This window comes from Phenylobacterium sp. (assembly GCF_037138395.1).
Classification (GTDB): Bacteria; Pseudomonadota; Alphaproteobacteria; order Caulobacterales; family Caulobacteraceae; genus Phenylobacterium.
This window is the reverse complement of record NZ_JBAXIM010000062.1, coordinates 1-14,026: the sequence shown is the minus strand read 5'-3', so window position 1 is coordinate 14,026 and position 14,026 is coordinate 1. Positions and strand designations below refer to the sequence as shown.

Sequence of the window (14,026 nt, the reverse complement as noted above, 5' to 3'; positions counted from 1 at the left end):
GCCCCTGTTCCGAGCCCGGCGGGGCGGGCCCCTTTCCCCCCGGCATGTCCAGGCGACGGTGCAGGGGATGCGGGGACGGCTGGGCCTGCCCGACAGCGCCACGCCCCACGCCCTGCGACACGCCTTCGCCACCCATCTGCTGGGGGCCGGCGCTGACCTCAGGTCGATCCAGGAACTGCTGGGCCACGCCTCCCTGTCCACCACCCAGCGCTACACCCAGGTGGATTCCGCCGCCCTGCTCCGGGCTTATGCGAGCGCCCACCCAAGAGCCTGAATTCTGATAATGTGACGGGGCGAACGCCCTAGAATTGCAGACTTCCGCCCAGTTCAGGAGAACTGAAGATGAAACCCATTATCCTGGCCGCCACCTCGGCCTTCCTCCTCGCCGCCGCTTCAGGCGCCCATGGGGAGGAGGCCGCCAACAACGGCACGAACCCGACCAAGCTCACCACCGTGGCAGAGGTGTACTGGGAGCGCCTGGACCTGACAGGCGGCTTCCGGAGCGATACCCTGAAGCTGAACTACACGGTTCCGCTAGGAGAAAGGCGGGACTGGAGCCTCCGCTACCGCGTCCCCATTGCCTCCGTCGACGTCCTCGGGGACGACAGCTACGGCCTGGGCGACGCCTCCGTGCGGGTGACCCATGTCTTTGGCCTGAGCCGCCAGGGCGGCTGGGTCGCCCAGGGGGAAATGATCTTCGACACCGCCTCCCGGGACGAGCTCGGTACGGGCAAGAACGTCCTCAAGGGGACGCTCATCAAGGCCTGGTTCCTCAAGGACGGCGCGATCTTCGCCCCGGCCCTTGTCCATTCGGAGTCGCTCTGGGGCGACGACCGCAGGCGGGATGTCCGGACCACCACCATGGACTTCTACTACGTGCCCAAGCTGAAGGATTCGCGGAACCTCATCACGGTAGACCCCTCGATCAACCAGGACTGGGAGAACGACAGGACCTTCCTGGGCCTGGCGGTGACCTACGGCCGGGTGGTCGGTCCCGCCTTTGGCGGCACGGGCATCGTGACGATCAAGCCCCAGGTTTTTGCCGGCGACGGCCGCCCCGGGGATTGGGGCCTGGAGGTTGGCTACAAGGTGCTCGGCTTCTAGGCCTGCATGGTCCAGCCCTCGACGCCCATGGCGGCCTGCCGGCCGGCCTCGGAGCGCGTCGGGTGCGGATGGCAGACGCGGGCGATGTCCTCGCTGGCGGCCCGGAAGGCCATGGCCACACAGTACTCGCCAATCATCTCGCCCGCCTGGGGGCCCAGGATGTGCACGCCCAGGATCTCATCCGTGGCGGCGTCGGCCAGGACCTTCACGAGGCCGTCGGTCTCGTGGTTGATCTTGGCCCGGCTGTTGGCGGCAAAGGGGAACTTGCCGGCCTTGTAGGCGCGGCCCTCGGCCTTGAGCTGCTCTTCGCTGCGGCCGACCCAGGCGACTTCGGGGGTGGTGTAGACCACGCTGGGCACCAGGTTGTAGTCCACGTGACCGGCCTTGCCGGCGATCAGCTCGATGCAGGCGACGGCGTCCTCCTCGGCCTTGTGGGCCAGCATGGGGCCGTGGATCACGTCGCCGATGGCCCAGACGCCCGCCGCCGCCGTGCGGAAGTGTTCGGTCTCCAGGAAGCCCCGGGCGTCGGGGACCAGGCCCACAGTCTCCAGCCCAAGGCCCGACGTATAGGGACGTCGGCCGACGGCCAGGAGGACCCGGTCAGCGGTCAGGGTCTCGGCGGTGCCGCCCGCAGCGGGCTCGACCGTGAGGTCCACCCGGGACTTGCCGGCCTTGGCACCGGTCACCTTGGAACCGAGACGGAAGTTGATGCCCTGCTTGGCCAGGATCCTCTGGAAGGCCTTGGCAACCTCGGCGTCCATGCCCGGGCAGATGCGATCCAGGTACTCGACCACCGTCACCTCGGCGCCCAGCCGGCGCCAGACCGAGCCCAGCTCGAGGCCGATGATGCCGGCTCCAATGACCACCAGGGTCTTGGGAACCTCCGAAAGGGCCAGGGCGCCTGTGGAGTCGACGATGCGGTCACCGTCGACCTTGAGGCCCGGAAGGCCAGAGGGCTCGGAACCGGTGGCGATGACGATGTTCCGGGCCTCGAGGGTCAGGGTCTTGCCATCCGCCCCGTCCACATCGACCCGGCCGGGGCCAGCGATCCGTCCCCTGCCGAGCAGGCGCTCGACCTTGTTCTTCTTCATGAGGAAGTCGACGCCCTTGGTGAGGGCGGTCACCGACTCGTCCTTCTGGGCCATCATCTTCGACAGGTTCAGGCGGGGAGTGACCTCGATCCCCAGGTGCTCGAACTCCCGGTTGGCGGCCTCATAGAGTTCGGAGGCGTGCAGGAGGGCCTTGGAGGGCATGCAGCCAACGTTGAGGCAGGTGCCACCAAGGGTATCGCGCATCTCGACGATGGCGGCCTTCAGGCCAAGCTGGCCGGCGCGGATGGCGGCGTTGTAGCCCCCGGGGCCACCCCCGATGATGACGACGTCGTACTGGGACATGGGATTTCCTCGCCCGCCTGGGGCCTGAACCGGATTAGATGTCGAGCAGCAGCCGCTGCGGATCCTCGATGGCTTCCTTGACGCGGACCAGGAAGGTCACGGCGCCCTGGCCATCGACGACCCGGTGATCATAGGACAGGGCCAGGTACATCATCGGCCGGATGACCACCTGGCCGTTCACGGCCACTGGGCGCTCCTGGATCTTGTGCATGCCCAGAATGCCCGACTGGGGCGCATTCAGGATCGGCGTCGACATGAGCGAGCCATAGACCCCGCCGTTCGAGATGGTGAAGGTGCCGCCCTGCAGGTCATCCAGGGCCAGGGCGCCGTCCCGGGCCTTCTTGCCAAGGGCGCCAATGGCCTTCTCGACCCCCGCCAGGGACAGGACGTCGGCGTCCCGGACCACGGGCACCACCAGGCCACGGTCGGTGCCGACGGCCACGCCGATGTCGTAGTGGTTCTTGTAGATCAGGTCCTGGCCGTCGATCTCGGCATTGACCTCGGGCACGGCCTTGAGGGCGTGGATACAGGCCCGGACGAAGAAGCCCATAAAGCCCATCTTGACGCCGTGGGTCTTCTCGAAGGCGTCCTTGTAGGTGTTACGCAGGGCCATGATGGCGCTCATGTCGACCTCGTTAAAGGTCGTGAGCATGGCGGCCGTCTGCTGGGCCTCCTTGAGGCGACGGGCGATGGTCTGCCGCAGCCGGGTCATGCGCACGCGCTCTTCACGGGCATGGGCTTCGCGCGGGGCGGCGGGGACGGGTGCCGGCGGCGGGGCGGCAGCCCGGGCTTCCAGGGCGGCCAGGGCGTCGGCCTTGGTCACGCGGCCGTCCTTGCCCGTGCCGGGGATGGCGGCGGGATCAAGCCCGCCCTCCGTAGCGATGCGCTGTGCCGAAGGAGCCAGGACCGGGGCGGCGGGCGCCGGCTGGGCCGCCTTGGGGGCTGCGGGCGCGACAGCCGGAGCGGGCGCAGCGGCGGGCGCGGCGGCGGCGGCAGACGCCCCCACCTTCAGGTGTCCAAGGACCGCGCCCGGCTCGACCGTGGCGCCTTCCTCGGCGGAGATGGACTCCAGGACGCCATCGGCGGGCGCGGCCACCTCTAGGCTGACCTTGTCGGTCTCAAGCTCGACGAGGATCTCGTCCTTGCGGACCGCCTCCCCGGGCTTCTTGGCCCAGCGCGCAACAGTGGCCTCGGAGACGGACTCTCCGAGGGCGGGGGTCATGATGTCAGCCATGGTCGTGTCCTCTGGTTCAGGCGAGGGCTTCGGCCAGGAAGGCCTGGAGTTCGCGGTTGTGCCGGCTCATCTGGCCGGCGGCGGTGGAGGCGGTAGCTGGGCGGCCCACATAGCGGGCGCGCCTGGCCTTTACCTTGAGGCGTTCGAGCGTCAGCTCCAGCCAGGGATCGACGAAGGTCCAGCCGCCCATGTTCTTGGGCTCTTCCTGGCACCAGACGAGCTCGGCGTTGGGAAACCGGGACAGCTCGGTGGACAGGGACTTCATGGGCCAGGGATAGAACTGTTCGAGCCGCATCAGGTAGATGTCAGTCAGGCCGCGCGCCTCCCGGGCCTCCAGGAGGTCATAATAGACCTTGCCCGAGCAGAGGACGACCCGGCGGATCTTCTCCGGCGGGTCGAGGGTGAGGGCCGTGTGACGTCCACGCTCGGCGTCATCGTGCAGCACCCTGTGGAAGGACGAGCCCTCGCCCATCTCCGGCAGCAGGGACACCGCCTTCTTGTGCCGCAGGAGCGACTTGGGGGTCATGACCACCAGCGGCTTGCGGAACTCGCGCTTCATCTGCCGCCGCAGGGCATGGAAGTAGTTGGCCGGGGTCGAGCAGTTGACGACCTGGAGGTTGTCCTCCGCGCAGAGCTGGAGAAAGCGCTCGAGCCGGGCGGAGGAGTGCTCAGGACCCTGGCCTTCGTAGCCATGGGGCAGGAGAAGGACGAGGCCGCTCATCCGAAGCCACTTGCGCTCGCCGGAGGAGATGAACTGGTCGATCACCACCTGGGCACCGTTGGCGAAGTCGCCGAACTGGCCTTCCCAGAGTACCAGGGTCTTGGGGTCGGCGAGGGAGAATCCGTACTCAAAGCCGAGGACCGCCTCTTCCGACAGGGGGGAGTCGATGACCTCGAAATGCGCCTGGCCAGGGCCGAGGTTATTGAGGGGGATGTAATGCGCCTCGGTGGTCTGGTCGACGATGTCGCAGTGCCGCTGGGTGAAGGTGCCCCTCACGCTGTCCTGGCCCGCCAGTCGGACGGGGAACCCATCCTGCAGAAGGCTGCCGAAGGCGAGATGCTCGGCGGTGGCCCAGTCTATGCCGTCGCCGGACTCGATGGCCGACCTTCGGCCCTCGATCACCCGTCGGACGTTCTTGTGGACGTCGATGTCCTCCGGGAGGGCGGTGATAAGGTCACCGAGCCCCCGCAGCCGGGCGAGAGGCACGGAGGTGTCGCCCCGGCGATCCTCACCTTCGGGCAGGGCCAGCCCCGCCCACTTGCCGTCCAGCCAGTCCGCCTTGTCGGCCTCGTAGGTCTTGGCCGCATCCAACTCCACGTCGAGCAGGGCCTCGAACTCCGTCACCCACTGGGTGACATCATCCCCGGTGACCACGCCCTCACCGATCAGCTGGCGGGCGTAGATCTCCCGCGTGCTCGGGTGATCCTTGATCCGGGCGTACATCAGCGGCGAGGTCATGGTCGGGTCATCGCCCTCGTTGTGACCGAACCGCCGGTAGCAGAACATGTCGATGACAACATCCCGGCCGAACTTCTGGCGGAACTCCGTGGCCACCTTGACGGCATAGACCGTCGCCTCGGGATCGTCGCCGTTGACGTGGAAGATCGGCGCCTCGACCATCAGCGCCACATCCGAGGGATAGGGCGAGGACCGGCTGTACTTGGGTGCCGTGGTGAAGCCGATCTGGTTATTGACGATGAAGTGGATGCAGCCGCCGGTCCTGTAACCCCGGGTGCCGGAGATGGCGAAGCACTCGGCCACCACGCCCTGTCCCGCGAAGGCGGCGTCGCCGTGCATCAGAAGGGGCAGGACGTGGCCGCGGCCGGCGTCGGAGGTCTCGCGCAGCACATAGGCCTGCTTGGCGCGGGCCTTCCCGAGGACGACGGGATTCACGATCTCCAGGTGCGACGGGTTGGCCGTCAGGGACAGGTGGACGTTGTTACCGTCGAAGGCGCGGTCGGAGGAAGCACCCATGTGGTACTTCACGTCTCCGGACCCCTGCACGTCCGAAGGCAGGGTCGAGCCGCCCTGGAACTCGTGGAAGATGACCCGGTAGGGCTTGCCCATCACGGCGGCCAGGACATTCAGCCGGCCCCGGTGGGGCATGCCGATGACGATGTCGCGGACGCCCAGGGCGCCGCCGCGCTTGATGATCTGCTCGAGGGCCGGGACCATGGCCTCGCCGCCGTCCAGGCCGAAGCGCTTGGTGCCGGGGAAGCGCTTGTGCAGGAAGCGCTCGAAGCCCTCGGCCTCGATCAGCTTCTTGAGGATGGCGATCTTGCCCTCGCGGGTGAAGACGATCTCCTTGTCCCGCCCCTCGATCCGCTCCTGGAGCCAGGCCTTTTGCGTCGGGTCGGAGATGTGCATGTACTGCACGCCGATGTCGGAGCAGTAGGTGCGCTTGAGGATGGCGAGGATCTCGCGGAGCGTACCGGTCTCCAGGCCCAGGACGTAGTCCAGGAAGATGGGACGGTCGTAGTCCGCCTCGGAGAAGCCGTAGGAGGCGGGATCGAGCTCGGTGGCGTCGCCCTCGGGAACGGCGATGCCAAGAGGGTCCAGGTTGGCCCGCAGATGCCCCCGCACCCGGTAGGCCCGGATCATCATGATGGCGCGCAGGGAATCGAGGGTGGCCGCACGGACGTCCTGCGACGCCACGGCGGGGGTCCGCTCGGAGATCGTCGAGGTCAGCTTGGCTTCGACGGCAGGCCAGAGTCCGTCGATGGCGGAAAGCCAGTCCGGACGGGCGGCCGGCGCCGTGCGGGCAGTCCAGGCCGGGGGGGAAAGGGGTTGACCCGCTCCGGCACGGTCATGAACCGAGGCGAAGAAGCTGCGCCAGGATGCCTCGACCGAGTCGGGCACCTTCAGCCAACGCGCGTAGAGGTCCTCGATGAAGGCGGCGTTGCCGCCATAGAGGAAGGAAGTCTCCGCCAGGAGCTCGTTGATCCGTCCAGCGTCATCCGCCATGTCGCCCGCCTGTCGCCGGCGGCCCGCGACGCCTTCTGGAGGAGAGACGAGCTGGACCGCTCAAGGTTGAATTGTGGCTCCCTCAGGTACCCTTCAGCACCTCGAGCAGGGTTTCTCCCAGCTTCGCCGGAGACGGTGCCACGCGGATGCCCGCCGACTCCATCGCCAAAATCTTGTCCTCCGCGCCGCCCTTGCCGCCCGAGATGATGGCACCGGCATGGCCCATCCTTCGTCCGGGCGGGGCCGTGCGGCCCGCAATGAACCCGACCATAGGCTTCCGAATCGCTGAATTCTTTATGAATTCCGCAGCATCTTCTTCGGCCGAACCGCCGATTTCGCCGATCATGATGATCGACTCGGTCTCGGGGTCCTTCAGGAACAAGTCGAGCATGTCGATAAACTCCGTGCCCTTCACGGGGTCGCCGCCAATACCCACAGCTGTGGTCTGTCCCAGGCCCACCTGGGTGGTCTGGAAGACCGCCTCATAGGTAAGGGTACCCGAGCGCGAAACCACCCCGACCGAGCCTTTTCTGAAGATATTTCCGGGCATGATCCCGATCTTGCAGGCTTCCGGCGTCAGGACGCCCGGGCAGTTGGGGCCGATCAGCCGGGACTTCGAGCCCGACAGGGCGCGCTTGACCTTGATCATGTCGGCGACAGGAATGCCTTCAGTGATGCAGATGATCAGCGGAATTCCGGCGTCGATCGCTTCGAGGATCGAATCCGCGGCGAAGGGCGGCGGCACATAGATCACGCTGGCGTCTGCGCCCGTTTGCCGCACGGCTTCATCCACCGTATTGAACACGGGCAGACCCACATGGGTGGTCCCGCCCTTGCCGGGGGTCACGCCGCCGACCATTTTGGTCCCGTAGGCGATGGCCTGCTCGGAGTGGAAGGTGCCCTGGGCACCGGTAATGCCCTGGCAGATGACCCGGGTTTCCTTGCCGATCAGAATGGACATTAGGCGAGCCCCCGCACGGCTTTCACAATCTTCTCGGCGCCATCGCTGAGGTCGTTGGCCGCAATGACGTTAAGGCCGCTCTCATTGATGATCTTCTTGCCCAGCTCGGCGTTGGTGCCTTCCAGGCGGACCACCAGGGGCACAGTCAGTCCAACCTGCTTGACGGCGTTGACCACGCCGTTGGCCAGGATATCGCACCGGGCGATCCCGCCGAAGATGTTGACCAGAATGCCCTTCACATTGGGATCCGCCATGATGATCTTGAAGGCGGCCGTCACCTTGGCTTCGTCCGCGCCGCCGCCGACGTCCAGGAAATTGGCGGGCTCGGCACCGTAAAGCTTAATGATGTCCATGGTTGCCATGGCCAGGCCGGCGCCGTTGACCATGCAGCCGATTTCACCCTCGAGGGCGATGTAGGAGAGGTCAAACTTGGAAGCTTCGATCTCCTTGGGGTCTTCTTCGCTCTCGTCGCGCAGAACCACCACTTCCGGATGCCGGTAGAGGGCGTTGGAGTCGAAGGACACCTTGGCGTCCAGGACCCGCAACTGGTCATCGGCGGTCACGATCAGCGGGTTGATCTCGAGCATCGCCATGTCCTTGGCGACGAAGGCCGTGTAGAGCTGACCCAGAAGCTTGGTCGCCTGCTTGGCGAGGTCGCCGCTGAGGCCCAGGGCCTTGGACAGGGTGCGCCCGTGGAACGGCCAGACGCCGGTCGCCGGGTCGATCCCGAAGGTTATGATCTTTTCCGGTGTGTCGTGGGCGACAGTTTCAATGTCCATGCCGCCCTCCGTCGAGGCGACCACCGAGACCCAGCTGGTTTCGCGGTCGACCAGGAGGGAGACGTAGAATTCCTTGGCGATGGCCGCGCCTTCTTCGATGTAGAGACGGTTGACCTGCTTGCCCTTGGGCCCGGTCTGGTGCGTCACCAGGACCCGGCCGAGCATTTCCTGGGCGTTGGTCCGCACCTCGTCAACGCTCTTGACCACCCGGACGCCGCCCTTGGCGTCGGCCCCAAGGCCCTCGAAGCGGCCCTTGCCGCGCCCGCCGGCGTGGATCTGGGACTTCACCACGAAGACCGGGCCGCCCAGCTGTTCGGCGGCCTTTACGGCCTCTTCGACGGAAAAGGCGGGAAACCCGCGCGGGACCGCCACGCCGAACTCGGACAGGACGGTCTTGGCTTGATGTTCGTGGATGTTCATGGGGCCCAGAGATGCTGTTCTGCGGGCTCGCCCGATTGGCGAGTGGCCGGTTTATAGGCACCCCCCGGAGATCAGGCAACCGCCCTCAGGCGCTGCGCGCCCGGACAGATCCCCGCCGCTCCAGGCGGCCCCAGGCTACCCGGGCACCTCGGATGGCCGACGAGAGCGACCTGAGAACGCCGGCGTACATAAGCTGACGGTAGCCGAAGCGCTGGAGTGGGAGAAGCGGCAGGTCCCGCCAGGGCGCTTCGTCCTCCAGCGCCATGGCGAGGACGCCGGCGGACAGATCGAGCAGGACAAACGCCGTCCAGTAGAAGATCGGTCGCAGAATATCGTCTGGAGACCATTCGGCGGGATGCGAGACCCGGCCGTAGGCAGCTGCAACCAGGCTCCAGATAAGTGCGAGGTCGACCAGGGGCGCGATCACGGTTAGCAGAATTTGGAATACCCAGATCTGTGGGAGGGCGACGAAACCGAGGACTGGGCGGCGGACATCGAACAGGCCAGCCCGGTGCTTCCACAGGCACTGGAGGGTGCCAAAGGACCACCGGTACCTCTGCCGCATGAGACCCTGCACTGTATCGGGAGCCTCGGTATAAGCCCGCGCGTCAGGATCAAACGCCACCTTCCAGCCTGCCCGCTGGACGGCGAGGGTCAGGTCCTGGTCCTCAGCCAGGGTGTCGGCGGGGTATCCGCCGAGCGCTTCCAGGGCCTGTCTGCGCCAGGCACCCACGGCCCCGGGGACCACTGTGACGGCGCCAAGGGCGGCAAGGGCGCGGCGCTCGAGGTTTTGCGCCGTCACGTATTCGAGGGCCTGCCACCGCGTGACGAGGTTCACCCGATTACCCACAATCGCGTTACCCGCGACAGCTCCGACCTTAGGGTCCGCGAACCACCGGACCAGCTTGGAGACGGCATCCGGTGCAAACTGGGTGTCGGCGTCCAGGGCGACGACGATCTCCCCCGATGCGAGCACCAGCCCGCGGTTGAGCGCTCGCGCCTTTCCCCCATTGGCGAAGGTCAGGAGCCGCACGCGGGGATGGTCGGGGAAGGCCTCGACGATCCGGGCGACGGTGCCGTCCGTCGAACCGTCATCAAGGACGAGCACCTCCAGGTTGACCCAGTCGGACTTGAGAATCCGCTCCACGGAAGCGACGACGACCCGCTCCTCGTTGTAGCAGGGAATCAGGACGGTGACTCGGGGGCCCGCCTCGGGGCTTACCGGTGGCGGCGCGCGAGGAACGTCGCGGAGCCTGTGGACCAGGGCAAGTCCGCCGAGGAAGGCCAGCCGGGCAACGCCAAGCACGATGGCGGTCAGGAAGAGTGTCTCCAGTACGACCTCGGCCCCATGGACGAAACCGAACCCCAGCCGGTCCAGCCACAGGTCCAGGGATCCACGGCTGGCAGCGGGCATGGCCTGGTCGCGGGTCATGTCCGCCAGGTGGTCCAGGCTAACAAGGGTGTAACCCTGAGCCCTCAGGGCGTCGATCAGGCGGGGCAGGGCCATCACGGTCCGGCTGCGGTCGCCGCCCGAGTCGTGCAGCAGGACGACCTGCCCCGCCCTTGGACCAGACTGGGAGAGGCGGTTGAGGGTCTCGGATACGATGTGGTCAGGGTCCGGCTTCTTCCAGTCATCCGGGTCGATCCGGAGGCCCGCCGTGAGGTAACCCTGGCTTTGAGCCAGCAGGAGCGGAGCGACTTCCCGCGCCGTAGAGGGCTCGGCATCCCCGAAGTAGGGCGGACGGAAGAGGCGCATGGATCGGGTCGTCAGCGTCTCGAAGAGCCTCTGGGTGGCGCTGAGTTCAATCTCGGTCTGCGCCTGCGGTGTCTCACCAACATTGGGGTGGGTCCAGGTGTGGTTTCCGACGGTATGGCCTTCACGTACCTCGCGTTGGACGAGGTCCGGGTAGCGCTCCATGTTCTCGCCGATGACAAAGAAGGTGGCGGGTGCCTTCTTCGCCTTCAGGATGTCCAGGATCTTGGGAGTCCATCTGCGGTCGGGACCGTCATCAAAGGTCAGCGCCACACGCCCCGGATGGAATCCGTAGCGCTGGATCACGTAGGAGGTCGGCATGCGGACATAGGTCTCGCCGGCAACGAGGCCCGATGCAGGGTCGATGGCCAGGGTGCGCTCGCCGGCAGTCGGGGTAGCGGTCACCTTGAGGACTTCCCCACGCCCATCGAAGTCGACGTCCTGCCCTGGAGGAATGGTTTCGAGTCCTGCCGGGGTCGCCTTGTCCCAACCGTGATTGAGCAGGCCCCAGATGTCCGGATCCTCGGATCCCATGCGCCAAAGGCCATAGCCAAGGGGGCGGAAGGGATCCGCCACGCGGATTTCGTTGAATAGGGTCGGGGCGTCGAGGAACCAGACCTGATGCCTGCGGCCGGTTTCGTCCTCATATCCGAAGGTGGGATTGAGGGTGGCGGAATCCATCGTCGCCTGGGCTCCGGAGTCATAGGCGGCCTGGGTGGCTTCGGCGAAGGTCACGGCCCCGGCTTCAGGGGTCTTCTGCCCGCGAGAGGGCAGGGCCCAGTCGTAGCCGTAGGCACCGAGGGCCAGGACGGTTCGGGAAGCCGACAGCCGGGACATTGCTGAGGCAAGCTGCTGCTGGAACCAGGCTTGTCCCGCAGGCGGGCCCGGGTCTCCGGTGACGTAATGCTGGTCATAGAGCATGAGGACCAGGACCCCCGCGGCGTCCTGTAGCCTGCGGAGTGGCCAGGCAGGGTCATCCGCCGGGGCGGTGACCCAGACTTCGCAACCCTGGGCGGAGAGGGTCTGCTTCGCTTCCGCCAGCAGCAGAGGGTAGGTCTCCGCCGCGCGCGGAGACAGGTTCTCGAGGTCGAAGACAAAGCCGGCGTACCCGCGGGCGCGCGCCAGAGCGGCAAGCCCATCGACCAGACGCCGACGCGCTGCCGGACTTTCGATGAGCCGTCCCGCCCGGGTGCCGTCCCATTTGCCGTCCTCGGCGTTGAAGACGACAGGCATGACCGCGGGTCGCCGCGCGGCGGCCGTGATAATCGCGTCCGCCTGGGGGTCCGCCGTAACCGACACCTCGCCGAGGTCCCCCTTCAGGGCAATCCACTGCGGCGCGATCACGTCGAGGTCCTGGACATGGCGAGCGAGCGACTCGCGCGCCGTAGGGTCCCAGGACACGTAGAAGCCGACCCGCAGTGGTCTGGGCTCCTGGCTCCCGGGAACCGCAGTTTGGGCACGGGGAATGCGCGTCCAAGCCGGCGGCAGGCGGCTGACGCGGGTGGAGGTCTCCTGATGAAGGGAGGTCAGCGCCCGGGGATCGCGCAGGTCAAGGCGGGGAAGCTTGGGGGCGATGGCGAGGGTCGCGAAGAAGCCCGCTCCGAGCAGGATCAGGAGAGCGCCGAGCCCCCCCGCGACCCTGCCCGCCCGGCGAGCCCGGCGACCGGACGGATCGTGAAACACATAGTCCGCCATGTCGCCGCACCGCCAGATATCAGAGACCTCCGGCGCTAGGCCCCAAAGATGGCGAACAGACGGCGGGGATCAGCCGAGGAACAGGTTCCAAACCAGACGCCCCGGCAGCAGTACGAAAAAGAGGTTCACGGCGAAGCCGCCCAGATACATGCCAGTCATGTATCTGCGGTGCCGCTGGACGTCATGGCGACGGGCCGAGGCGACCGCGAGGGGAAGGGCGATGATCACGTAGCCGCTGAGGAGGTGGATCATCGAGAAGTGCCCCGGGTTCAGCGTCTTGATGAACAGGGAGGTGAGGGCGACGGTCCCGACCGCCAGGACCCAGGCCCAGCCCAGGACCCGGTGCATCCAGGCCCCCTTGCGGCCCGCCAGGAGAATGGCACCCACGGCCAGGGCCAGCACCCCGAAGGCGAGATGGACAAGGATGACCGGGGAGGTCCGGCCGAGGAGCTCAAGGTCGGGGCCGTGCAGGCGGACGGCAAATAGGGCCCGGACGCCTTCGGGATCGGCGAGGTAGGCGGGCAGAAGGGTACTGGCCAGGACCAGGGGGCCAGCAAGGAAGGCCAGGCCGAGCACCCGCTTGCGGGACGGGCGGGGAAGCTGCGAAAAGAAGGTCATGTGGGAATCTCCATCAGGCGGAAACCGGGCGGCCCAGGTCGGCGCCCTGTCTTCGATCCGGGTCTTCGGGAGCGGCGGACCTGTCGGCAATCGGGGATACGCCAGATGACGTCGCCGGTTCGCAGATGGCTGCCCGACGCCGTTCGCGAAGCGTGGATGGCGGCGGACCTGCGGCGGACGGTCATCGTGACGGCTGGCGTCGCCGCCGCCGTCGGCGCCTTCCTCGCCTTCGTGGGCGCCTTCGGCCTGACGGCCTATCCCCTGGTCCTGCGGATCGCCTACATGGTCCCGGTGTCGATCCTGACCGGCATGATCGGCCTGGGAGGATACCTTCTGGCCGGCCGGCTTGCGCCCCGGTTGAATCCCTGGCTCCGCGCTGTCCTTGGCGGCCTCCTGATCTTTGCTCCGATCGGCGTGATCGTCTGGCTCACCGCGAGCCTGATCCCGGGTGCGCACATCGGCCCCTCGGCCCTGCCCGCCTTCATCGGTACGTCCCTGGTGGTGTCCGTGGCCATGTCGCTGCTCTCGGTCACGGTGAACCTGGCCCGCCAGGACAGGACCCTGCCCGACCTGGACGCCGGCCCTGCCCGCTTCCTGGAGCGGCTACCCGTGCGGATGCGCAGTGCCGAGATCTGGGCCGTGGAGGCCGAGGACCATTACCTGCGCGTGCACACCAGCGCGGGACAGGACCTGATCCTGCTGCGCATGGCCGACGCCATCGCCGAACTGGAGGGCCAGGAAGGCATGCAGGTACACCGGTCCTGGTGGGTCGCCCGGGCGGCCATCGTCGACGCCCGCCGGGGCGACGGGCGCGCCACCCTGACCCTGATGGACGGCGCCGAGGCGCCGGTCAGCCGCACCTACGCCGCCGAACTGCGGCGGCGCGGGTGGATCTGAGGATCAGGCCAGGAGGTCCTTGATGGTCTCGCGCTCACCGACCAGCTCATCGTTGGTCAGGGCGATCTTCGACTTGGCGAAGTCGTCCATAGCGAAGGTGTCAATGACCTCGTAACCGGTCGCCGTGGTGCGCACCGGCATGCCAGCCCAGATGCCGGGGGCGAAGCCGTAGCGGCCCTCGCTGCTGACCGCCACGGAGTGGACCT

Annotated in this window: 10 protein-coding genes and 1 pseudogene; 3 read left to right on the top strand and 8 right to left on the bottom strand. The window is 67.2% G+C overall.

Annotated features, from left to right (window positions below):
- Together WCJ52_RS06800 and WCJ52_RS06795 are read left to right on the top strand one after the other, a co-directional pair.
- A partial coding sequence (locus tag WCJ52_RS06800) for a tyrosine-type recombinase/integrase (RefSeq protein WP_336902549.1) occupies positions 1-274 on the top strand: 274 nt, incomplete at its 5' end.
- Positions 275-342: 68 nt separating this feature from the next.
- A complete protein-coding gene (locus tag WCJ52_RS06795; RefSeq protein WP_336902548.1) occupies positions 343-1,104 on the top strand; it encodes a hypothetical protein in 762 nt (253 codons plus the stop codon).
- Here the strand turns inward: WCJ52_RS06795 and lpdA are convergent.
- From lpdA to WCJ52_RS06760, 7 genes are all read right to left on the bottom strand, one after another.
- Complete coding sequence (gene lpdA, locus WCJ52_RS06790; protein WP_336902547.1) at positions 1,101-2,498, bottom strand: dihydrolipoyl dehydrogenase; 1,398 nt, start codon at positions 2,496-2,498, stop codon at positions 1,101-1,103. The two genes, WCJ52_RS06795 and lpdA, sit on opposite strands and share 4 nt — an antisense overlap.
- A gap of 34 nt (positions 2,499-2,532) precedes the next feature.
- The gene (gene odhB, locus WCJ52_RS06785) at positions 2,533-3,732 is read right to left on the bottom strand and encodes a 2-oxoglutarate dehydrogenase complex dihydrolipoyllysine-residue succinyltransferase (protein WP_336902546.1); all 1,200 of its coding nucleotides are present in this window, start codon (positions 3,730-3,732) and stop codon (positions 2,533-2,535) included.
- A gap of 16 nt (positions 3,733-3,748) precedes the next feature.
- Positions 3,749-6,697 (bottom strand): 2-oxoglutarate dehydrogenase E1 component, encoded by a 2,949-nt coding sequence (locus WCJ52_RS06780; RefSeq protein WP_336902545.1) that lies wholly within the window; start codon positions 6,695-6,697, stop codon positions 3,749-3,751.
- Between the two features lie 82 nt (positions 6,698-6,779).
- Positions 6,780-7,658, bottom strand: coding sequence for a succinate--CoA ligase subunit alpha (gene sucD / locus WCJ52_RS06775; protein ID WP_336902544.1), 879 nt, complete (start codon positions 7,656-7,658; stop codon positions 6,780-6,782).
- Positions 7,658-8,857 carry an ADP-forming succinate--CoA ligase subunit beta gene (gene sucC, locus WCJ52_RS06770; protein ID WP_336902543.1) on the bottom strand — a complete coding sequence of 400 codons (1,200 nt, stop codon included), beginning with the start codon at positions 8,855-8,857 and terminating at the stop codon, positions 7,658-7,660. Before sucC ends, sucD begins: the two co-directional genes overlap by 1 nt.
- An 85-nt stretch (positions 8,858-8,942) precedes the next feature.
- Positions 8,943-12,305, bottom strand: coding sequence for a glycosyltransferase (locus tag WCJ52_RS06765; RefSeq protein WP_336902542.1), 3,363 nt, complete (start codon positions 12,303-12,305; stop codon positions 8,943-8,945).
- 69 nt (positions 12,306-12,374) lie between these two features.
- Positions 12,375-12,923, bottom strand: a complete 549-nt coding sequence (locus WCJ52_RS06760; RefSeq protein WP_336902541.1) for a DUF2306 domain-containing protein — start codon at positions 12,921-12,923, stop codon at positions 12,375-12,377.
- Between the two features lie 105 nt (positions 12,924-13,028).
- Between WCJ52_RS06760 and WCJ52_RS06755 the strand changes: the two genes are divergently transcribed.
- Entirely contained in the window at positions 13,029-13,820 is a 792-nt protein-coding gene (locus tag WCJ52_RS06755) for a LytTR family DNA-binding domain-containing protein (RefSeq protein ID WP_336902540.1), read from the top strand.
- Positions 13,821-13,823: 3 nt separating this feature from the next.
- On the opposite strand, the pseudogene WCJ52_RS06750 reads toward WCJ52_RS06755, so the two are convergent.
- Positions 13,824-14,026: pseudogene (locus WCJ52_RS06750) on the bottom strand (malate dehydrogenase); the annotation flags it as partial.